Source organism: Leptothoe sp. EHU-05/26/07-4 (assembly GCF_043421015.1).
GTDB classification, from domain to species: domain Bacteria; phylum Cyanobacteriota; class Cyanobacteriia; order Phormidesmidales; family Phormidesmidaceae; genus Leptothoe; species Leptothoe turfae.
In genome coordinates this window covers 284,933-306,627 of the sequence record NZ_JAXSQV010000004.1, presented here as the reverse complement: position 1 = coordinate 306,627, position 21,695 = coordinate 284,933, and the positions used below count along the sequence as shown (strand labels likewise).

General features: G+C 47.3%; 17 protein-coding genes. 11 read left to right on the top strand and 6 right to left on the bottom strand.

Annotated elements, in window-relative coordinates; translation table 11 throughout:
* Positions 1-96 precede the first annotated feature (96 nt).
* Genes U2F10_RS14430 through U2F10_RS14420 form a run of 3 tightly spaced genes read left to right on the top strand, consistent with a single transcriptional unit; the run spans position 97 to position 2,509 of the window.
* Positions 97-1,038 carry a glycosyltransferase family 2 protein gene (locus U2F10_RS14430; RefSeq protein ID WP_163661428.1) on the top strand — a complete coding sequence of 314 codons (942 nt, stop codon included), beginning with the start codon at positions 97-99 and terminating at the stop codon, positions 1,036-1,038.
* On the top strand, positions 1,038-1,694 hold the full coding sequence (gene hpsU / locus U2F10_RS14425) for a hormogonium polysaccharide biosynthesis acetyltransferase HpsU (protein WP_250564744.1): 657 nt from the start codon (positions 1,038-1,040) through the stop codon (positions 1,692-1,694). The genes U2F10_RS14430 and hpsU overlap by 1 nt, the downstream gene beginning before the upstream one ends.
* 47 nt (positions 1,695-1,741) lie before the next feature.
* Positions 1,742-2,509 (top strand): TspO-related membrane protein, encoded by a 768-nt coding sequence (locus tag U2F10_RS14420; protein ID WP_163661430.1) that lies wholly within the window; start codon positions 1,742-1,744, stop codon positions 2,507-2,509.
* Here U2F10_RS14420 and ilvA read toward each other — a convergent pair.
* The gene (gene ilvA, locus U2F10_RS14415) at positions 2,488-3,999 is read right to left on the bottom strand and encodes a threonine ammonia-lyase, biosynthetic (RefSeq protein WP_163661432.1); all 1,512 of its coding nucleotides are present in this window, start codon (positions 3,997-3,999) and stop codon (positions 2,488-2,490) included. The two genes, U2F10_RS14420 and ilvA, sit on opposite strands and share 22 nt — an antisense overlap.
* Before the next feature lie 201 nt (positions 4,000-4,200).
* Between ilvA and U2F10_RS14410 the strand changes: the two genes are divergently transcribed.
* The gene (locus U2F10_RS14410) at positions 4,201-4,620 is read left to right on the top strand and encodes a hypothetical protein (RefSeq protein WP_499872502.1); all 420 of its coding nucleotides are present in this window, start codon (positions 4,201-4,203) and stop codon (positions 4,618-4,620) included.
* Positions 4,621-4,738: 118 nt separating this feature from the next.
* Positions 4,739-5,284: an EF-hand domain-containing protein gene (locus U2F10_RS14405; RefSeq protein WP_163661435.1), complete on the top strand. Its 546-nt coding sequence runs from the start codon at positions 4,739-4,741 to the stop codon at positions 5,282-5,284.
* 45 nt (positions 5,285-5,329) lie between these two features.
* Here U2F10_RS14405 and U2F10_RS14400 read toward each other — a convergent pair whose 3' ends face one another.
* Together U2F10_RS14400 and U2F10_RS14395 are read right to left on the bottom strand one after the other, a co-directional pair.
* The gene (locus U2F10_RS14400) at positions 5,330-10,225 is read right to left on the bottom strand and encodes a WD40 domain-containing protein (RefSeq protein WP_499872500.1); all 4,896 of its coding nucleotides are present in this window, start codon (positions 10,223-10,225) and stop codon (positions 5,330-5,332) included.
* Positions 10,218-11,591, bottom strand: coding sequence for a P-loop NTPase fold protein (locus U2F10_RS14395; protein ID WP_163661439.1), 1,374 nt, complete (start codon positions 11,589-11,591; stop codon positions 10,218-10,220). The genes U2F10_RS14400 and U2F10_RS14395 overlap by 8 nt, the downstream gene beginning before the upstream one ends.
* Positions 11,592-11,932: 341 nt before the next feature.
* On the opposite strand from U2F10_RS14395, the gene U2F10_RS14390 reads away from it, so the two are divergent.
* Positions 11,933-12,817 carry a hypothetical protein gene (locus tag U2F10_RS14390; protein WP_499872498.1) on the top strand — a complete coding sequence of 295 codons (885 nt, stop codon included), beginning with the start codon at positions 11,933-11,935 and terminating at the stop codon, positions 12,815-12,817.
* Between the two features lie 76 nt (positions 12,818-12,893).
* Positions 12,894-13,064, top strand: coding sequence for a hypothetical protein (locus U2F10_RS14385; RefSeq protein WP_250564745.1), 171 nt, complete (start codon positions 12,894-12,896; stop codon positions 13,062-13,064).
* A gap of 38 nt (positions 13,065-13,102) precedes the next feature.
* Here the strand turns inward: U2F10_RS14385 and rarD are convergent, their stop codons facing one another.
* Complete coding sequence (rarD, locus tag U2F10_RS14380; protein ID WP_163661442.1) at positions 13,103-13,972, bottom strand: EamA family transporter RarD; 870 nt, start codon at positions 13,970-13,972, stop codon at positions 13,103-13,105.
* Positions 13,973-14,103: 131 nt separating this feature from the next.
* Between rarD and U2F10_RS14375 the strand changes: the two genes are divergently transcribed.
* From U2F10_RS14375 to U2F10_RS14360, 4 genes are all read left to right on the top strand, one after another.
* Positions 14,104-14,523: an HHL1-like protein gene (locus U2F10_RS14375; RefSeq protein ID WP_163700698.1), complete on the top strand. Its 420-nt coding sequence runs from the start codon at positions 14,104-14,106 to the stop codon at positions 14,521-14,523.
* A gap of 73 nt (positions 14,524-14,596) precedes the next feature.
* Positions 14,597-15,508: an RluA family pseudouridine synthase gene (locus tag U2F10_RS14370; protein ID WP_163661753.1), complete on the top strand. Its 912-nt coding sequence runs from the start codon at positions 14,597-14,599 to the stop codon at positions 15,506-15,508.
* Positions 15,509-15,718: 210 nt separating this feature from the next.
* The gene (locus U2F10_RS14365) at positions 15,719-17,119 is read left to right on the top strand and encodes an aspartate ammonia-lyase (protein ID WP_499872497.1); all 1,401 of its coding nucleotides are present in this window, start codon (positions 15,719-15,721) and stop codon (positions 17,117-17,119) included.
* A 43-nt stretch (positions 17,120-17,162) separates the two neighbouring features.
* Positions 17,163-17,993 carry an SWIM zinc finger family protein gene (locus U2F10_RS14360; RefSeq protein ID WP_163661448.1) on the top strand — a complete coding sequence of 277 codons (831 nt, stop codon included), beginning with the start codon at positions 17,163-17,165 and terminating at the stop codon, positions 17,991-17,993.
* A 7-nt stretch (positions 17,994-18,000) separates the two neighbouring features.
* Here the strand turns inward: U2F10_RS14360 and U2F10_RS14355 are convergent, their stop codons facing one another.
* Entirely contained in the window at positions 18,001-19,818 is a 1,818-nt protein-coding gene (locus U2F10_RS14355; protein ID WP_499872495.1) for a hypothetical protein, read from the bottom strand.
* Between the two features lie 100 nt (positions 19,819-19,918).
* Positions 19,919-21,541, bottom strand: coding sequence for an RluA family pseudouridine synthase (locus tag U2F10_RS14350; protein ID WP_499872493.1), 1,623 nt, complete (start codon positions 21,539-21,541; stop codon positions 19,919-19,921).
* Positions 21,542-21,695: the final 154 nt, after the last annotated feature.

Genomic DNA, 21,695 nt, shown 5'->3' with positions numbered 1-21,695 from the left:
TCAGGATTTCGATAGCGTAGGTCATACGTAGATTAGGAACTCAATCGCTCAGGTTTTAATCAACCATCTACCGTTCATTTAGATTTCCATTTACCCATGAGTGCTGCCACCAAAATCCCTGTTTCTGTACTGATTCCTGCCAAAAATGAGGAAGCCAATCTACCTGCTTGTTTAGAAAGCGTCGCCCAGGCAGATGAAGTATTTGTGGTGGACTCCCACAGTGACGATCGCTCTGTTGAGATTTCAGAATCCTACGGTGCCCATGTGGTTCAGTTTGATTTCAATGGACGCTGGCCAAAGAAAAAAAATTGGTCCTTAGATCATCTCCCCTTCCGTAACGAGTGGGTACTCATCGTAGACTGCGACGAACGCATCACCCCAGAACTTTGGGCAGAGATGGCAGAGGTGATTACAGAGAACACACTAGATGGCTGCTACCTCAATCGCCGGGTTTACTTTTTGGGTAAATGGATTCGCCACGGGGGTAAATATCCTGACTGGAACATGCGCTTTTTTCGCCATGCTAAAGGTCGCTATGAAAATCTAAACACCGAGGAAATTCAAAATACCGGTGATAACGAAGTGCATGAGCATGTGGTTATTGAAAGTGGCAATGTAGGCTATCTCAAAAACGACATGCTCCACATCGACTTCCGTGATCTGTTCCACTGGTTGGCCCGCCACAACCGTTATTCCAACTGGGAAGCGCGGGTGTATTACAACTTACTCACTGGCATGGGCGACGACGGCACCATTGGGGCCAATCTCTTTGGAGATTCTGTGCAGCGCAAGCGATTTCTCAAGAAAATTTGGGTGCGCTTACCCTTCAAGCCATTTCTACGCTTTGTACTGTTTTACTTTATTCGCCTTGGTTTTCTCGATGGCTATCCCGGCTACATCTATGGCCGGTTGCTCAGCCAATATGAATACCAGATTGGTGTCAAACTCTACGAACTTAGATTTGGTGGCAGCCTGAACATCTCTGAGCAAAAAGAACCCAACGAAAACCCTCAAGCTGCTTTATTAGGTGATGCTTGATGGCTGATGGTATGCCCCAAACCTCTCCCCAGACATCTCATGACCCCCTGTCTGCCCCCTCTAGCCCCCCTGAGCCTGACTTTGGCCCCCCATCCTTGGTGGATTTGAGGCGTTATTATCAGCCGGGCTTCGAAGTGGGTCGTCCGAAGTGGGTCGTCATGGTGTGGTGGCTCGTCCAAGCCGTTGTGTTTCCCCTCACCCTGCACACGGCCCATGGGCCACGGTGTGCCCTACTACGGCTGTTCGGGGCAAAAATTGGCAAAGATGTAGTTATTCGTCCATCCGCTCGATTTACCTATCCCTGGAAAGTGGAAATTGGCGACTATAGCTGGGTGGGGGAAGACGTTACCTTCTATAGCTTGGCTCCTATTCGCCTCGGGCAGCACTGTGTTGTCTCGCAAAAGTCCTATTTGTGCACCGGTAGCCATGACCCTAGCGATCCCTGCTTTGCCTTAATGACGGCTCCCATTGTGATTGAAAATGGAGCCTGGGTAGCGACGGATTGCTTTATCGCACCGGGGGTCAAGATTGGCGCTAATGCCCTGATCGGGGCCCGTAGCAGTGTCTTTAAAGACATGCCAGCCCAACATATTTGTGTCGGATCACCCTGTCGACCTCAAAAAGTACGTGTCATTACGTCTGACGTACCTAGCTAACATTGTTGGGAAACGTCACAATAACTGAGTAATCCGCAGGCAGAAAGATGGGGTTGATTGGAGATAGGACATTAGCGATCGCAACCTGGGTAGCTATCCTTGGCACCCTGGCCGTCAATACCCTATCCAATTTTTTCCCCATTGATGGCAACACCGTTGCCGACCTGGCCAATGGCCCCCTTGGCGGCGTTCTCATTACCCCCGCCAACTATGCCTTTATTATCTGGGGGGTAATTTACGTCGGTCTGATTGCCTATGCCTGGTATCAGTCTCGGCGTAAATATCGAAGTCAATTGTTGATCCAACGCATCAACTACTGTTTGATCACAGCCTGTGTAGCTCAGATGGCCTGGATTTACTTATTTACACTACAGCTCTACTGGCTGTCAGTGGTGGCCATGGTGATTATTTTATCGGCTCTCATTGCCGCCTACAGCGAACTGGAAGAGGGCCAGCACCAGGTCAGTAGTCGCCGTAAACGTTGGGTCAATGGACCGATTAGCATTTACTTAGCCTGGATTTCAGTAGCAACGGTGGTGAATGTAGCATCGGCTCTTTATGCATCCGGCTTACCAGAACTGGGGCTGTCCGGTGCCGTTTGGACAGCCATCATGATTGTGGTGGCTAATTTAATCGCAGTTTTAGCCCTGGTGCAACGGGGAGATCTCCCCTTTACCCTGGTTTTCATCTGGGCAAATGTAGCCATTGCCCAGCGGCATCACACCATTCCCACCATTTGGGTGCCGGCGTTAGTCATGAGCATTGCCCTAGTGGGTCTCTTGGCCTATCGTCGCTATCCCAAAAAGAGCTGGTAGGCAGGGTTATCGTTTTCTTCCCAGTAGCGATAGCCTAGGGTTTCTAGAAACGCCTGCCATTCATTCATTTCTTCCGGTGGCACCTGCATACCGACCACGATGCGGCCATAGTCTGAGCCGTTGTTGCGGTAATGGAACAGACTAATATTCCAATTGGGGCTCATGGAGCTGACAAACTTCATCAGGGCACCGGGGCGCTCAGGAAACTCAAACCGGTAAAGGCGTTCGTTTTTGGCCAGGTTAGAGTGCCCACCCACCATATGGCGCAGGTGCATTTTGGTGAGTTCATCGTCGGTAAGATCCAGGGTTTTAAAGCCGTTGGCCTCAAACCGTTCTTTCATGGCAATGGCGTCGTTGCGATCGCAAATCTGCAAACCGACAAAGATATGGGCCTCAGTATTATCAGCAATGCGATAGTTAAATTCCGTTAGATTGCGTTTGCCAATGTGATCGCAAAAGCGTTTTAGACTGCCTGACTGCTCAGGAATGGTGACCGCAAAAATCGCTTCCCGCTGTTCTCCCAACTCTGCCCGTTCAGCCACAAACCGCAGCCGGTCAAAATTCATGTTGGCACCACAGGCCACCGCCACCAGGGTTTCATCTTTAATGCCGGTTTGTTTCACATAGGCCTTAGCCCCTGCAATGGCCAACGCTCCCGCTGGTTCCACAATCGAGCGTGTATCTTCAAACACATCTTTAATGGCAGCACAGGTATCATCAGTGCCCACCCGGATAATGTCATCCACATATTGCTGACAGAGCCAGAAGGTTTCTTCCCCCACCTGGCTAACGGCTACACCATCCGCAAACAGGCCCACTTGGGAAAGCTTAACTCGCTGCCCTAGCTTTAGGGATTGGTACATGGCGTCGGCATCCTTGGGCTCGACGCCGATGATTTTAATTTCCGGTCGCAACCGTTTTACATAGGCCGCAATGCCGGAAATCAGACCGCCACCCCCAATGGCGACAAAAATGGCATGGATGGGCTGCTGGTACTGACGCAAAATTTCCATGCCAATGGTGCCCTGCCCGGCAATCACATCCGGATCATCGAAGGGATGGATAAAGGTCATCCCTTTTTCCGCTTCTAACTGGCGGGCATGGATATAGGCATCGTCAAAGGTCTCACCATGGAGAACAACCTCACCGCCACGGGTTTTAACTGCATCAACCTTCACATCCGGTGTGGTTTCAGGCATGACGATAATGGCACGGGTGCATAGACGTCGAGCCCCCAAGGCCACCCCCTGGGCATGGTTTCCAGCCGAGGCAGCAATCACCCCACGGGCTAGCTTATCCGGTGGCAGCTGGGCCATTTTGTTGTATGCCCCCCGCAATTTAAAGGAAAAGACTGACTGCATGTCTTCTCGCTTGAGCAGTAGCTGATTACTCAGACGCTTAGATAAATTGGGAGCCAGTTCTAGGGCCGTTTCTTGAGCAACGTCATAGACACGGGCATTGAGAATACGTTTGAGATAGTCAGCGTGCATGGGCGGAGGGGAATGGAAGGTGCTTTAGATTACATGTCCTAATGAAAATATACAGCCCCACCTCCCAGTAGATTGGCTCGATTGCCTTGCGAAATTCCTTGGAAACGTCATGAAGCTACCGTTGGGTCTTGTTCTGTAGCAGGGTGCATCTTTTTCTCAGTTCTCAGGTTATGGATAGAAGATAGGTAGATGCGCTCTTTAATGCGAAAACTTTTTGTGGGCATTGAGATCGCAACCAGCGCCAGCATCCACGGTCTGATGCTCCTGGGCTTCAGCCTGATTTGGGCCGTCATTTACCTGTCCTTAGTGCAGGTTGAATACGACCGATTATCCGATCCCACAGGAAAGTACGAAGCAGTCATCACGTACCCCAAGATCTATCACTTTCTTCCAGCGATGCCCGGACAAGGCAGTGACATGAGCGGCAGCATCGCTATCTACGATCGCGGGGGTAATTTTTATGGGGGCGACTCGCTGGACTTTGTGCGGGATGGCTATGGCGTCGAGTGGACGGAAACCGGCGCATCGTTACAGTTTGTCGGCGAGTGGGATTTTGCAGCTGGCACCTATGCTTACTGGTCAGATGATGGAGAGCGGGTTGTTGAGCAGGTACGAGAGTAAAGCATTTTATAGCTAACGATTTTTGGGTAATGAATGATTTATGATTCTCGTACCAATGCTACGGTTCTTGGATTAACACGCAATCACTCACCCATCTACTAGGAGATTTATAGACACTATGTTGACAGAGCTGCAAAACCGCAAACTCCTGAAGCTGTTCTGTATGTATGATTGCGATCGCGATGGGTTCTTAGTTTGCAAAGATTTTGAAAATATCGCCACCAAGCTAGCAAAAGTTAAAAATCTAGGTGCCCGTTCGCCTAAGGTATTAGCCCTCAAAGAACGCTTTCTTCAGGCCTGGAAGTCTCTATTAAGTGGTGCTGATAGTAATAGTGATAAGAAAATCAGCTTGCAGGAGTGGCTCACCTATTACGATGATGTTTTAGGTAACAAAGACCGATACTTTAAAGAAGTTCAATCCTTAATGAAGCTGATTTTTGAAGTGTTTGATACCAATGGCGACGGTCAGCTGTGCACAGAAGAGTGGGCCGAGCTTTTTCAAGTATACAATGTGCATCCTGCCTATGCCCCTCTTGCTTTTGAGCAATTGGATATGAACGGCGACGGTTTTCTCAGCAAGGACGAAATCTTAGTTTTAATTGACGATTTCTTCTGCGGCGATGATCCCACTTCAGTGGCAAATTCCATGTTTGGGCCTTACTAATGGGCAGTCATAAACTCCTGCGATTATTCCCCTGCTGCTTCAACCTTAGCCTGAGGTCTGGCAAAGGGCAGGAGGGGGACTATTCCCAGAACTATCTTCATCAGGAGCCAGATACTCGGCCAGTAAGTCACAGCTCGACTGCATTAGCTCATCCATATCTAAATTCCAAAGGTTGAGCTTACCAGCCAACCCCAGTGACAACAACGTGGTCTCATCTACATCAAAGTCCAAGAGAATGGGATACCCACTACGGTGAATATTTAATGTTGCCACCGTTGTATCCGTAGGGTAATGCCAAACATGAATCTTACCCTCCGTTGACGCAACAATAAGTAATTCATCACTGTCACCATAGGTTATATCTGTAATCCGCCCCAAGTAACTCCTGGAAAACAAGAAATTACCATTCTGAGCACTCCAAATAGAAACTGTTCCATTAACGTCAGCCGAAGCCACATGATTCCCTCCGGCATTAAATTGAATGTTAGAAATAGCATGCTGGTGACGCCTTAGGGTTTTAAGCCGTTGGCCTTCTGTATCCCAAAGATGAATAGTGCCATCTTGACTACCCGACGCTAACAGTTTTCCATTAGGGCTGTAGCTAATGCTGGATATGGGTCTGTCCCTATCACCAAAGTGATGCGTCAGCTCGCCGTTAGCACTCCAGAGCTTAATCTCTCCATTTATACCTGCTGAAGCGATTGAGTCATCTCTCGGATTAAATTCAACACTGGAAACAGAACTGTCGTGACCATCAAATTCTTTGATCAGTTCGCCGGTATTACGCCACAACTTAATCGTGCCATCATTACTGGCAGAAACAATCAAATCTCCCCTAGAGCTGTAGCTAAGATCAGTAATGCTCCCATTATGGGCTTGAATAATGCTCACCAAACTGCCACTGCCATCCCAAAATTTAATCGTGCCATTTCGATAGCCTGAGATAAAAGCACCGTTAACATTAGCCGATGCAATGCTAGTGGCCTGTGTCTCTGTGTGACTAATAAGTGTTCTATCTTTTGCTCTGAAGTCCCATAGGCTGACCCGTTCATCCGCACTGGCCGAAACAAATGCGTTTTCATTAGGGCTAAAACTAACGTTAAAAAAGCTGGCTTGAGCATCACTTGATTGATAGGCATCCAGTTGTTGCCCCTGTAAGTTCCAAAGCCTGATCGTTCTGTCACTACTGGCAGAAACCAGAAACTGACTATCGGCACTAAAGCTGACGTCCCAAACCTTAGCTTGATGACCATCAAGACTATCCCTCAGCTGGCCATCAAGCGTCCAGAGTTTAACGGTTCTATCGGTGCTAGCAGAAGCCAACAGCTGGCCATTCGGACTAAATACCACTTGATTAACTGAAGCCCCATGGCCCGCCATCTGACCTAAGTCTTCACCCTCTGAGGACCAAAGCCGAATCGTTTGATCACTCCCCCCTGAAACCAGGAGATTGCCATCACGATTAAAACCAACACTGTTCACCCAAGATGTATGTCCGCGCATGGTGCGTACTTCAAGACCAGTATTCACATTCCAAAGTTTGACCGTCCTATCAGCACTGGCTGAGGCCAGCATCTGGGCATCTGGGTTAAATACAACACTGTTAACTGCTCCTGTATGGCCCGTGAGTGTTTTTAGTAATACGCCATTTAAATCCCAAATTTTGATCGTCTGATCGTCACTGGCTGATGCAATCCGTTCATTATTAGGACTGAAGGCAACACTTCTAATGCCTTTTGTGTGGGCTCTAGATATACTGCTGATCAAACGCCCATCTTTTTGTCGGATATTAATTGTGCCATCATCGCCAGCAGAAGCAATCATTGTGCCATCATTGCTGTAGGCAACAGCAAGAACAGATTTGGAATGCCCACCAAAGCGATTAATCTCCCGAATCTCGCTTAAGGATTTTTGTAACTCAATAGAGATGCGTGCCTTGAGCTCTGGTTTATCCCATTGCAGCTGTCGAAATATTTCCGCAGCCTCCAGCGATTTAAGCAGTGGTTCCATCAGCTGCCCCTTATCTGTTTGATGAAAAGTGTTCGAACTATCGAGCAATCGTTCAATGGACGATTCCTTGGTTCGACGAGTTAGTGCGCGTGTATTCACCAAAAGTATCGCCAAAACAATGCTAGTCACAACAGCGGCAACACCCACTACTCCGCCAAATATCATCAGGGCTTTAAAAAATCGAGAAAGCCTATTTTCAACTCGTTCTCGTTCTTTCCTTTCCCTGGCTAGGTCATCACGTAGTCTTTCAATTTTCAGAAACTGTTTTTGCTCACGCATGAAGCTTGCCAGATAGTCATGCACTAACTGGTAGCGCTCTTGAGGGAACTCTGGCACCTCCACCACCAACCCTGACTTAGTAAGAATCTTGAGAATAAGGTTTATTTTCTGGCGTTTTAGCGCCTTCTGCTCACCATAACTACGTAAATCATCCACTAAATCAGATTCTGTCTTTAGGGGACGAATTCCTTTCTCATCCGTTAGCAAATACAGCGTTAGCTCAGCAAGCTGCTGATTTTCTCTAGGACCGCATTCGTATAAAACGTCATTGAGATACTTCTGTACGAGCAGTTCTTTAGTCGATAAATTTGGGTCCCCCCAATTGTGATACTCTCGCTTAGTGGTGATGTTTTCCGTCTGTAGCTGCGCTCCAACAATTTGCAACTCAATGGGACGCACTTCTCCAGCCCCTGCCGCTAAGTCTTTAACCACCTGTTCTATCAGGTCATCTTCAGGGTTATAGGGGGTAGGATAGGTCAGATCCTTAAAAACCGATTGGGTTTCCTCAAGGCTAAAATTCCCTATGTAGTAGAGCCACTTTTTGTCGAGAATATTATTGTCGATAATATCTAAAGTAGTGATGCGATCGCACTCTAACAAATAGTGAATATAATCTTCCCGCAGCGATAGCAACACTTTGACATAGGGCATCGTCAAGCAGGACCGCAAAAAATCATAAAATGGGCGACGCTCTGCCGTTTGCTCAAACTCAAAGAAGAATTCTTCAAACTGGTCAAAGACCAATACCAATACCTGATTTTTCTGAGTGTAATGCTTTAAACGACGGAGAACCTTCTCAGGTGGTATTGAACTGGCAGCAACAGACTCATCCGCTTCCTCAGACCCTTCTTGCACATAACCAAGAATGCCAGAACTATACAAATCTCCTTTAGCATCTATATCCGTCAGAGTTTGGACTAGATCCTCAACCCAGTTACGATATCGTCGTAGATACACGGGCACCACCCGACGAGTTTCAATGCGCTCCCGCTCCAATGCAGGCACCAATCCCGCCTCAATCAGAGAACTCTTACCTACTCCCGATGGACCGTACACAATGGTCAAAACATACTCATCTTGACCCAGCCGTCGTACCAGTTCTTTTACATCCTGTTTACGACCAGATGCCACAATGACATCTTTGAAGACTTCGTCAGAAGGCAAGGCTGGATTTGCCATTTGTTGTTTTGGCTGTAATCGCCCCGCACCAACAAATGCACGATAATTAAACCGACTCTCGATAGCATCTCTCTGACGACGGGTCTCAAAGGCAGGGAGATATAGCCCCTGCTGAAAATATCCTTTTTGTAACTGTGCTAGCAATAAGCTATACAACCTGGGATCGTAGTCTGGATGAGCCACACTACGGGCTTCTTCTAACGTAGCAACTGCTGTATCAATTTCTCGTTGTTGAAACTGGGCTTTCCCTAACGAAAATAGATACCAGCTACGATGAAAACTATTCACCCAATTGAACAAATCAACATCCTGTTTATCTTTTAGAGAAAGATTAGCCGGTTGAATTAGTCGCAACGCAGATTCAGCATAGGCTTGAGCCTTAGCCCAGTCGCCTCTAGCTAAAGCTACCTCCGCCAGAAACCCCCCAGCACGAGCTAGCCGAAAAGTATTCTGCTGTTGTTGTTGATGTAGACTTTTAGCCTTAGTCGCCACGATCTCTAGTTCTGACCACCGTTCCAAACGATGAAGAGACTCCGCCAAGTAATTGATATACTTGGCAGCTAATTCTGGTTGCTGAGCAATTTCGAACGTATCTATAGCCGCAGTAAAATATTTACAAGCATTATTTAAAGCACGCTCAAAGTCAGGCAAGTGACGCTCAGCATGGGTGCGCCACCACAGCCCTAGATAAAATTGCACATGCCCCATTTTCTCCTGCCACTCAAGAGCATGATCTGTTTCAGCAATCAAGCTTTTCCATTGCTTCAGACTATGTTCATAGTGGTGGCGAGCTATATCTAGATTGTTATTAGCAATGCGTCCACGCACAAATTCCAAGTCAGCCGTCTGAAATGGAGAAAGCTGCACATTATGAGCACTCAATGCCGCCAAGCTCGTTTCTAATTCTTGGTAGTTAGCCGAACTAGTTGTAAAACCTAAGTCTCGGACAGTGAGAAAGCGATGCTCCTGGGACTGCGTTACCTGTTGCCATACATTTTGAATAAATTTATCGATAAATACTAGAAAAAAGGACGACGGTGTTTCAAACGTAATCGAATTAGCCCAAGTATAAAAATCTGGTGCAGTGCGAATAATATGCTTCAGGTCACTATCAGTGAGCCATAGTACCAGGGGAAACGAAAACTCACGAAACTCTTCACGAATCTGGTTAGTAGCAGTTAACAATTGCTCCGAATCCTGCACCTCATTGAGACCGTACACCATCAAAGCATCAGGGTCAGCATTCCTGGTATAGGCATTAACCGTGGTAAAGAGTGTGGTCGCCGTTGGAGCCAGAGTGATCTCATCAAACGGAAAAGCACATTGTTGCCGTAGCTTACTAATCAACTCCTGACGGTGAAGCGTGGAGTTGCATACTGCCAAAATCAACGCAAATTCACCTTGGGAAAACCGCAGTAGACGACAAAGTTCTTCCAAAGCTTCTTGATTTTGCGGTGATGGCACCTCAGGCATCAGACTTTAGTTCCTCAGCATTGAGTAAAACTGGGTTGAGCGCAAACCAGGTTTGTCCAGCATCCCGATATTCAAACACAAATAAGCTGCGTAATAGCGACTGATATTCCCCTTCGCCTCGAACAGTTTTCGTGCGATTCACCTCCCGCAGCAGACCCCATTCCTCAAAGTCGATGGCCTTGGTTAAATCGCTGAGTCGCAGACTAATCACCCGGTCCAGCAACTCCCTGGTAAAAGGTGGATCGGCTTTTTTTAAGCAGTAGTTAATTAATACAAGTAAATTTCGCACATGACCACCGCTGGCAAGGCATAGTCGATCTAGAGTTTCTAGCGAGTCAAACAGCTCACCAACTCTAGCTAACCGTTCCTTAGCCGATAGGTCTGGAAATGCCCGAGCCAGCAGCATTTGTCGGAGGGCACTAATACCGGCTTCGCAAGGACTGCCATCTCGGTTTTGGGTACGGACCATGGGCAATACTTGAGGCGCACTACCAAACCGATTGGTCAGGTTCTCCTGCTCATTAGAAAAAGACAGCACTAGCGGCACGGTATACACCACATGGCAGCGCAGTTTCTTGAGCTGGTCACCACGGTCAACAAATAGATATTCTGGCTGACGACGCCCCTGGCCACGGGGTTTATTATCAATGCGGTCCAGGTTATCAACGATCACCACCAACCCAGCCTTATCCTGAGTACTCAGCTGCTGATTCGCTGTATCAATCAGTTCGCTATTGATCACCTCCAAAATAGAATTAATGCGGGGCTCTAAATGCTGTCTTAGTAGGGATCGCACATCTTTGCTGTCTTTTGCTTTCGTGGTCAGCTCACCAATGCCAAAGGCCAGGGAATAGTTACCATCTTCACTGCTCAGACCCACCTCTTCGCCCACCTTGAAGCCAGCGATCTCGGGAATTTTCACCTTGAGCCCTGTCACTTCAGAATTCAGTAAAGTAGCCGTGCTTTGGAGCAGTTTCTGAAACTTATTGGGTGTCAGACGCAGACGTGCCTCCTCCAGGCTTTTACTAACTTGTTTAGCAATGGCTAGCAGGATATCGCTAATGTCCACATCTCCCATATCCAGGTCATCAGTGGACTCAAAGTAAACCACATGGTAACCCTCATCCTCCAATTCCTGACGCAGACGGGATAACTCGGTGGACTTGCCACAGCCAATGTGCCCCGTAAACAACTGACAGGTGGGCTCATGATCCGAAAAGGTAATGGTGCGCTTTAGCTCTCGCACCAAGTCACTACCCCGCACCTCCGAAAAGTCGATGTAATACTTACCATCATCAGGGGATATGAGATTCAGCGTTTTGCTTGGGTTACACGCTCGAAAAAATCGACCTAGATTTACTCCCATGGTTTATCCCACTTCCTCTGACTAGCGCCGCTCTGCATAAGACTATGGCTTATTTTTCTGAGACCACCCATCGACTGTTGAAAAATTTAAAGGCTTCAGCCTAGATATCTACAGCGACTAATGATTTGAGTACGGATTTTTGTGGAATTTAGTAGATATCGTCTCATTAGTCAGCACTGCTAAGTCAGCCCCATGGGCAGGGAAGAATTACTCATAAGCACTGCTATGAAGCAACGATGAACAATCAGCGCTCTTGCTTTGTAAAGCTATCTACGGACATAACAGGCAGTATAGGATTTATAACTAATGACACGTGCTACCTCGTCATCGAAGAAGTTCAAATGAATCCAGTCAATCAGCTGTCTACCCTCATCAATGGGCAACTCAACCCTTTGAGAAAGCTAAAACGCGATTTAGCCTATGACGCCCATGATGCATGGCGCGCGTTAACGCAACGGAGTGAACTCTCAAAAATTATCAATCAAAAGGAAATTCGCTTCATCGGCCTGCGACGCAGCGGTAATCATGCGGTTTTGCACTGGATTAAAGCTCAAATACCGAACGTTAAGTTTCTCAATAATGTGTCAGTGGAAACCAGTCCGTTTCGGCACTATCATCTGCATTTTCCCCATAAAGGTTTTCATGACGAAGCTTGGGGTAAGTTTCAACCTAAAGACTGTTTTATCTACAGCTATGAAGACTATAGTGTGGCTGAGATTGTTCATTCGAGTACTGAGAAGAAACATGATCTCTACATTGGCAAAACCCAGAATAGATACAATGTCTTAGTCCTTAGAGATCCCTTTAATCTTTTAGCTAGTCGTCTGAGGAAAAACTATCTAGATGTGAAAACGGAAGGCATCTCATTGATTGACATGTGGATTGAGCATGCCAAAGAATATGTAGGAGAAACGTCTTATCTCGGCAATCAGAAAGTTGTTATTAACTATAATTATTGGTTTTCAGACAAGGACTATCGTCAGGGCGTTGCAGAAGCACTGGACATCAACTTCTCTGATGCAGGGTTGGATTATGTCAGCAGCTATGGTGGTGGCAGTTCGTTTGATCAGCAAGGTTTAAGTGGCAATGCACAAACCATGGACGTCACTAATCGTTGGCAGACTTTCGCTGAAGATGAACGATTTTTATTATTGCTCAAAAACGAAGAACTGCTTCACTATTCCAATCAGATTTTTGGCATCATGCCTGGAACTGAAGCCATGTAAATACTTGATAACGGTCACATATGGAGAACAAGGGTCACTAGCATAGAGGTGTCATTCGTCTTTTAGCCAGAAATCCATGGAAATTAAGCAGTTGATCACGGATGCATTGCAATTGCCAACGAATGCGATCGCATACCACATCAGCAAATCCCTAACCGAACTATACCCAGATCGCGAAATGGTTGAAGGCAACGAATGTGCCTTTGATCTCGAAGCCTATGCCCGTGATGGCCAGTTACGAATATGATTCTGTTAAACAGTGATGCTATCCATTGATGAGTAACATTAAGCTGTTGATCTTGCTCTAAACAAAGATGTACTCGAATAAACCAACAATGCAGTCCAAATACAGCTAAAGCTAATTAAATGTGTCTGTGTAAACGACTCCTGATACAAAAATACGCCGAGCATCAGCTGAAGTGAGGGAGCGATGTACTGACAGAATCCTAACGTGGCTAATGACAACCGCTTCGCCGCATTGTTAAACCACAGCAAGGGCATCGATGTCGCCACACCAGCCCCAATAAACAACAACGTCAGGCTAAAGCTACTACCAAAGCTCCCAGTTCCCGATGATTGCCAGTAAAAAATGAGTAACAATGCCACTGGCGTCATCAGTGCTGTTTCCACTGCCAGTCCCACCATTGGAGACACAGCTACCATCTTCCTCAACAATCCATACAGTGCGAACGTGCCTGCTAGTCCCAATGCAATCCAAGGTACTGAGCCAAACTGCCAGATAAAGTAACCCACCCCGATAGTCGCCAGCACTACTGCTAATTGCTGTCCTCGATAAAGCCTCTCTCGCAGAACGACAAAACCCAGCATCACCGACACTAGCGGATTGATAAAGTACCCTAGGCTAGTCTCTACAATCTGATCCGTATTCACACCGTAAATGTACAGCCCCCAGTTAACACTGAGCAGTAAAGCTGTTGCCAATAGTCCAAGCACCTGACGCCGTGGTAGCTTGCGCAATTCTGACAATCGCCGTTGCAGCGTCAAAATCAAACTCAGAAAGACCAGTGACCACAGCATGCGGTGACTGAGCACCTCTATGGGTGAGGCCGCACTAAAAAACTTCCAATAAATGGGTAGCAAGCCCCAAGAACCATACGCAAGAATGGCGTAGAGCGGACCAGATTGTATATTCAAATTAAACCTGGGTAGATACTGCAACTAACCCTAGCAGTCACCTAAGCTAGCCACCATCGACCACATTTATAAGGGTCTGTAATTAAAAAGATGTAAACTTTTACAAAGCACTAACCTCAAGAGGTATTCCTATGGCCACCGGATTTGGCAAAGCTAAACCTAAACCCAAGGTATCGGAACGCACTAAGCGACGGCAGGAAGCCTCTCAGGAAATGGATAAGCGCCGTTCCTCTGGCGATCCTGAGTTTGAGGTGCATATTCGCATCAAAGATAAAAAGCAGTGGTACCCAGTGGGCGTAGTGGCTGTAAAGCGGTCGACTGATATCGATCGCGCTATCTTTGCCAGTGAAGAAGATCTGCTCCAAGGTGCGTTTCGGATTTATCCAATTCTGCGGAAGAACAAGACTAACCTGGAGTATGGCTACAGAGTAAAGGCGTTTAAGGATGAACCGATTACTGTAGCAGTGCCTCCTAAACCGGGTATTGCGGGTGGCGTTCAGGCCATTGCAAATCAGGTTAAGAACAGCGTTACTGGTTTATTTAAGCGATAAACAATTGGATGAGACGCGCAATCAGATAGATGGTGTTCAACCCCGAAGAGTGGTCAATGCTCACCCTCCGGGGTTGAATGATGGCTGGGTTTATTGCGATCGCATCAGCCCTGACTCGTCAGGCCACATATCCACCCAACCACCCCCAACCACCGTCCTCGACTACTACACCCACCATTACCGCCATTCAGACCGAGCCACCTGGCAAACCCGCATCGAATCAGGCCAAATCCTCCTCAACGGCCAGCCCACAACATCTGACACCCCCCTAGTAGCCGGACAACGCCTCAGCTATCATCGTCCTCCCTGGCAGGAACCTCCAGTTCCCCTAGATATCGCTACGATCTACGAAGACGATTTGCTGCTAGTCATCAATAAACCGTCAGGCTTACCCGTACTCCCCGGCGGCAATTTCTTGCAGCACACCCTCCTATGGCAGCTCCGCCAGCGCAATCCAACCGCAGCCCCTATTCATCGATTAGGCCGAGGTACTTCTGGGATTCTGCTCATCGCCAAAACCAAGGCGGCCCGTGCCCACCTCAGTCAGCAGATGCGTCAGCGTCAACTAGGCAAAACCTATCGCACCCTCATCGGCCCAGCAGATAACCTACCTGACCAGTTCACCATCACCCATCCCATCGGCAAAATCCCCTATCCCCAATTGGGATACATCTACGGCGCTAATCCAAACGGTCTCGATGCCCATAGCGGCTGCACCGTGGTCCACCACCGTCCTGACGCCACCCTGCTAGACGTCGCTATCCTCACCGGCAGACCCCACCAAATCCGCATCCACCTAGCCACCATGGGCTACCCACTCCTAGGCGATCCGCTTTACATCGCTGGCGGTCACCCCCATCCAGAAGGCACAGCCATACCTAGCGACTGTGGCTATTGGCTCCACGCCCATAAGCTCTCATTCATACATCCCGCAGGCGAATCAATGACACTCACCTGTGCACCACCACCACAATTGCTACCGTAGAGATGACCACAGGTTCACTCTAACCGCTACTATCAACTAGGCAGTTTTGAGTTTTGTAGAGCTTTGCTCTTCTCAGCTTGCTGAGCATTTTGAGTTACTCAAAGCAAATAACTTTAACTAGTCAGAGCTGGTTTAACCCTAAAAACTAATAACCAATAACTAAGAACTCAAAACTCCCCCACCGATCGCTATTGCTCTTTCCATTTCACAATGACTACTTCCACCAACCGCATTGAAAAAGATTCCATGGGGGAAAAGGAAATCCCTTCAGCAGCCTATTACGGTATCCAAACCCTGCGGGCGGTGGAAAATTTCCCCATCAGCGGTCTAAAGCCATTACCCACTTACGTAGATGCGTGTTTGCTGATTAAGAAAGCAGCTGCGATCGCAAACGGCGAACTCAACTGCATCCCTACAGAACTATCCCAGGCCATCGTCACCGCCACGGATGAAATCCTCAAAGGCAAGCTGCGGGATCAGTTCATTGTGGATGTGTACCAGGCCGGGGCAGGTACTTCCCACCATATGAATGTGAATGAGGTGCTGGCAAATCGGGCACTGGAACTGCTGGGGGATGAAAAAGGCAACTATAAGCGCATCAGCCCTAACGACCATGTGAACTATGGGCAGTCAACCAATGATGTGATTCCCACAGCGATTCGCATTGGTGGGTTACTGGCGTTGGAGCATACCTTATATCCGAGTTTGGCGGGTGCGATCGCAACACTCCAAACCAAAGCCACCGAATTCCAAGACATCGTCCGCTCTGGCCGTACCCACATGCAGGACGCTGTGCCTATCCGCCTTGGCGAAAGCTTCCGTGCCTGGGAAGTTATTCTCACCGATCACCTGCGCCGTCTGCGCACTGCCGCTCAGGATCTTTGCGTGCTGGGTCTGGGCGGCAGTGCCACTGGTACCGGTCTCAATACCCATCCCCAATACCGCCATCGCGTGGCTGAGCTGCTGGCAGGCTTCACTGGTCAACCCCTCACCAGTGCCCCCCACCTAATGGCCGCAATGCAGAGCATGGCTCCCTTTGTCGCCGTCTCCAGTGCCCTCCGTAACCTGGCCCAAGACCTGGTCAAAATTTCCCACGACCTGCGCTTACTAGACTCAGGTCCTAAAACAGGACTCAAAGAAATTCAGCTCCCCCCAGTCCAGCCCGGATCCTCCATTATGCCGGGGAAATATAACCCCGTCATGGCTGAAATGACCTCCATGGTCTGCTTCCAAGTTATGGGCTACGATCAGGCTATTGCCTGTGCCGCCCAAGCCGGTCAGCTAGAGCTAAATGTGATGATGCCTTTGATCGCCTACGACCTGATCCACAGCATCGAAATTCTCGGCAACACCATCAGAGCCCTTGATCAGCGTTGCCTCGCAGGTATCACCGCCCGCCCTGATCGCTGCCGTGACTTCGCCGAAGGCAGTCTTGCCCTGGTGACAGCCCTCAATACTCACATCGGTTATCTTAATGCCGCCGCCATTGCTAAAGAATCCTTAGAAACCGGCAAGTCCATGCGTCAGCTTGTGCTAGAAAAAAATCTAATGCCCGACGATAAACTAAACGAAGTGCTTGATTTAGAAAAAATGAGCAAAATTCCTGAATAAACCGTCCCCACAACATCCACCAGTCACCAAAACCTGCACATTCATGACCTCATACCAAGCAGCACCCAATCCCTACGAACTCGAATCCGAAGCCTGGTGGGTACAGCAATGGGTGGACCTCCTTAATTCCTATCGCTTCAAAAAGCGCTTAGAACGTGGTCGCCGCTACGCCCGTGAAGGTCACATTCTCCGACTGGATTTCACCGAATCTAAGGTCCATGCCTCAGTGCAGGGAACGGCGGATGAACCTTACAAGCTGTCTATCTGGATTGATCGCTTTGCCGATGAAGATTGGGATTTCGTGGTAGATACGTTATCTCAAAAAGCACTCTACTCAGCACAGCTCCTGGCTGGTGAAATGCCTGCCGACATTGAAAGCGTATTTACCGCCAACGGGTTAAGCCTATTTCCTTTTACCCTGGCGGATGTACACTCCAAGTGCAATTGCCCCGACCCGAAAAATCCCTGTAAGCATATTGCCGCTGTGTACTATCAGTTAGCAGATGCATTTCGAGAAGAGCCATTCGTTCTGTTCCAGCTTCGCGGTCGTACTAAAGAACAGATTATCGATGCTATTCGTGAAAAGCGGAGGCAACAGGTAGAAGAGAATCCTGTAGAAATCATCGCTGAAGACACTGAAGAAGTTGTTGTTGCGGCTGAGACAAAATCTCAAACCCTTAACTTAGAAAACTTCTGGCAATATGATGACGCTCTAGACTCATCTCTCGTCGTCATTATCCCAGCGGATCAAACAGTGTTGGATCTCTTAGGGCCAATGCCCCTCCCAGCCAGCGATGCCCAGGTACTAAGTGGCCATTTTACGAGCCTTTATCAAAGCGTTGCCCAACAAGCCATGATGTCGGCCTTGAGTTGATCTGAATTCACCTATTAGAAGTAGTGAGTTGGATTAAGTTTTCAGATCTGAGAACTTCTAACTGAACGGGTGTTAAGAACAAATATCCAGGAGTATCATAGCCAACATCAACAGCATAAAACTGACCTGTCGAGATTTCTTGATCTGCAACTGATTGAATAAAACTAAAAAAATTAGGGTCGAGCCAGTCTCCATTAAACTCTAGGGGTGTGTGATATTGCGTGCCATTCAGGATAAATGTCTGTGCAGCGGTCTGACTCTCCCAGTCAAATTCATTGGATATCTCAGTTGGTGAAAATTGTCCTCGCGAAATAGCAGCAAAGTTTTCTGTCAGACTCTGGTAAGGCGTATCCACATTGCCTGACTCCCATTCAAATAGAAGAATTACATCTTTAAAGGCTGAAAAAAGTTCATAACGCTGAGTGATATAGCTTTCGGCAATTAACTTTCGGCTAGCCTCAATCTGGTCTGGACTCAGGTGGTCTAGCAGATCAATTTGCTCAAATAAGTCCAGAATTTCATCTATGCGATCGCTAGTAAACTGTAAGGGAGAATGATTCGCTTCAAAACCGTGATCAAAATAGATATCTGCTTGAGCCTTTGTTAGGGCAATAAAGCCTAATTGGTTGGCAAGTTCAGTCGAATCCCCAAACGTTGGTCCAAAATTAGAAACACTATAAACTCGATAGGGAGATGCCTGATCATACAGAACTTTGTTAAAGAGTTTAGTAATGTCTTCAGGTGTAACTCTGTAAGAGTCATTAGGTCCTTCAGGATTTCCTCCGTAGAAATTTCGTTGATAGTAAGTACGATCATTTACTTTTGCTGATAAAATCGCATCGTAATACAAAGAGTCGTCATTAGCTAAAAGTCGATAGCGATCACCATGTTCGCTTGACTCTGCTAATCTCCTATAAGCTTCTAAAATTACTCTAGACTCTTCGTTGACTTCCAACTGGACCTCAAAGTTGTCAATAGGCGTATCAACTACATCATTTTCCAGTAGCATTTCTGCAACAGCATTATATATGGCTAAGAGGTAATCTTCTGGCTGTTTAGAATAACTGCGCAGGTCAATGAGTAATGCTCTGTTGTAATAGTTGAGAAATTGGATGGGATGAGCAATTTCCTCCTGTCTCAGTGCTTCTGTCAGCTTTGTATGATTTTCTTCAGAGAGAATCTCTGCAGCATTAAAGTTTTCAAGTTCGGGAGCTAGTATCTCAGCTGAGAGCTGTTCGTCTAGACTCATCCAGCTTGCCGCCTGTTGATGCAGGGCAAGTTCCGAAGCAATTTCTTCAGAATCAATCTGTGAGTGTAGCTGACGGTAAACTCTCTCGGTAAGCAAACCAGCTGAGTTCAGCTGGTTTAACAAGTGGTATAGCCGCTCCTCTAAATCATTTACATGAGAGTTCTGCCTAGCAGTCAACTGTTCAAAGAAACTCTGTAATTGCTGCAAATCATCTTCACTAGGCCCCTCTGTAGCATTTAACCGATCCATTAAATGGCGTAGCTGCTCCACCTCAGCCACTGACATCAGGATATCTGCATAACCAGACTCCACTCCTAGATCGAGTCTATATCCGCCTAAACTGCGTTGACTCAAGTCGTCAGCCATACGCTGTAAAATAGCAGCGCGTGATTTATCGTAGCCTTGTGCTAAAGCTGCTCTTAGCTCTTGATAGGTAGCTTCGCTCAAAAGACCCATCTGATTTAGAGTTTGGATACTATCTTGTGTCATTTGGAGCTTTCCCGATGGTAATGCTTCCACCACAAAAACTAGAGTCATCAACAGCATCGCGGCCCCTAGCAAGACCCTAAGCTTCATATCCTGACACCTCCAATAGAGCCTTACCTTATATTAATATATAGTACATTTGAATTGATTGAATTGCTGCTAATTCACATCCACAGTCCAATCAGATTATCTAAAATTGCAATTCACACCTAAACTGCAATCGCTTTTGCGTAACCGGATGAATAAACTGTAGCGATGTAGCATGCAAGTGCAAGCGCTTTGTCTGGTTTACCTCACCATATAACGAATCTCCTAAAATGGGCGAATTCAGGCCTTGAGGAGAGGCTGCATGAACCCGTAGCTGATGTGTTCGACCTGTTTGAGGCATAAACTTCACCCTGGGGTGGTTGCCTGTTTGCAACACTTCAAAGTGGGTCACGCTAGGTTTTCCGTATTCTATATTCACAGATTGTTTAGGCCGTTCGTCAGGGTTACCCCAAAGCGGTAAATCAATCACACCAGCCGTCTTACCAATTGGACGACTGAGAATAGCCTCATAGGTTTTATGTACCTGATGTTTAGCAAACTGTCGGCCTAATTCTTTATGGGCACTGGGAGATTTTGCTAGGACTAAAATACCAGATGTGGCCTGATCCAGACGATGAACAACTTGCAAAAAGTCATAATCAGGCAACTGATAACGAAGACGACTCAGCACGCTGTCCTGGAGATCATGTCTGCGCCCCGGAACCGACAGCAAACCCGCAGGTTTGTCGACCACAATTATCGCATCATCTTGATAGAGAATAGGAAGAGGCACAGTCTCCGCTACTAATATCGGTTTCACCGGCATCCGCGCAATGCGCATCAGGATTTGGCAATCTTTAGGGGAAGCCCCATAAAATTGTCCTGTATAGAAATCTTCTTTTGGCTCTCCCCACCAAAACTCTGCCATGGCAAGAGGCTGTAAAGCATGGGTAACTGCGTAATGTAAAAGTTTGGCAGCAGCCCGTTGGCAGACTTGCTCTAGAGAAGAACTAAAAATACCGCTATCTATAGCTCTTTCCAACAAGACTTCGCCTTCTCCCAATCTTTCAGTTGCATAAGCAACTTGCATTTGGGCCTGCCATTGCCGAGAAAGTGTACTGTACTGCTGTTTGAGTTTCTGTATTTGTTGATCGACTTGGGTAATTTCCTCAATAAGAGATGCGAGTGCCCGATCACGCTCCTGCTTCAAGCGACGGCGTTCAAGGCTATCTTGTTGACTCTCTTTCCTGAGAATATTGAGAACATTGCCTAAAGCATCTCCTTGTAAGGTGCTGTAATAGTGGGTGCGTTTGCGATCGCGCCCCAGTTTTCTCTTACGATGCCTTACTTTTAGCTGCTTTACTTGGACCTCATAGCCCTGTAACACTTGCTGATAAGTCATGCGTATGGGCAACTGGTCAAGGATAATCAGCTCACGTTTTAGCTGGTCAAGCGTCGCCAAAGTTTGATCTTCAATGAGCGCTATTCGAGCCTGATTAGATAATGGAGGCACCCAACCCGACACTTGACCTCGACCATCCATCACTCCGGAGAACCCCTTAAGCACCCCCTTATCACCGGTTGCTGTCTGTACCAGGAGCACACCGTATAAGTTACCTTCTGACAGATACTCAGGTGCGGTGACAAGACATTGCATTAGCCCCCTAGCGATTGACTCAATTTCACCCGTGCGAGGTACCTGCCAGACAAAACCGGCCTCAGAGCACTGAGCAGTGTATGTATACTTTGGGGTAGAAGATACATCATAGGTTGAATTAAAATCCAAAGGAGAATGTAGTATTTCCATACTCCAGCTAATATGAGGCACAAGTTAAGGCAGTAGCAATAAATAACTTGTCATTAGTTAGTAGTTTGGGTTAACATCCATCACAAAAAGCCTCAGTTCTTAAGTTATTTCAGCTATTTAAAACAGTTTTTAT

Bases quoted from the DNA above. Each gene is read 5' to 3' on its own strand.
- U2F10_RS14385 (WP_250564745.1), top strand. From the start codon at position 12,894: ATGGAAATTAAGCAGTTGATCACGGATGCATTGCAATTGCCAACGAAT.
- U2F10_RS14365 (WP_499872497.1), top strand. From the start codon at position 15,719: ATGACTACTTCCACCAACCGCATTGAAAAAGATTCCATGGGGGAAAAG.
- U2F10_RS14355 (WP_499872495.1), bottom strand. From the start codon at position 19,818: ATGAAGCTTAGGGTCTTGCTAGGGGCCGCGATGCTGTTGATGACTCTA.
- U2F10_RS14360 (WP_163661448.1), top strand. From the start codon at position 17,163: ATGACCTCATACCAAGCAGCACCCAATCCCTACGAACTCGAATCCGAA.
- hpsU (WP_250564744.1), top strand. From the start codon at position 1,038: ATGGCTGATGGTATGCCCCAAACCTCTCCCCAGACATCTCATGACCCC.
- U2F10_RS14375 (WP_163700698.1), top strand. From the start codon at position 14,104: ATGGCCACCGGATTTGGCAAAGCTAAACCTAAACCCAAGGTATCGGAA.
- U2F10_RS14430 (WP_163661428.1), top strand. From the start codon at position 97: ATGAGTGCTGCCACCAAAATCCCTGTTTCTGTACTGATTCCTGCCAAA.
- U2F10_RS14420 (WP_163661430.1), top strand. From the start codon at position 1,742: ATGGGGTTGATTGGAGATAGGACATTAGCGATCGCAACCTGGGTAGCT.
- U2F10_RS14405 (WP_163661435.1), top strand. From the start codon at position 4,739: ATGTTGACAGAGCTGCAAAACCGCAAACTCCTGAAGCTGTTCTGTATG.
- U2F10_RS14400 (WP_499872500.1), bottom strand. From the start codon at position 10,225: ATGCCTGAGGTGCCATCACCGCAAAATCAAGAAGCTTTGGAAGAACTT.
- U2F10_RS14390 (WP_499872498.1), top strand. From the start codon at position 11,933: ATGAATCCAGTCAATCAGCTGTCTACCCTCATCAATGGGCAACTCAAC.
- U2F10_RS14410 (WP_499872502.1), top strand. From the start codon at position 4,201: ATGCGAAAACTTTTTGTGGGCATTGAGATCGCAACCAGCGCCAGCATC.
- U2F10_RS14395 (WP_163661439.1), bottom strand. From the start codon at position 11,591: ATGGGAGTAAATCTAGGTCGATTTTTTCGAGCGTGTAACCCAAGCAAA.
- ilvA (WP_163661432.1), bottom strand. From the start codon at position 3,999: ATGCACGCTGACTATCTCAAACGTATTCTCAATGCCCGTGTCTATGAC.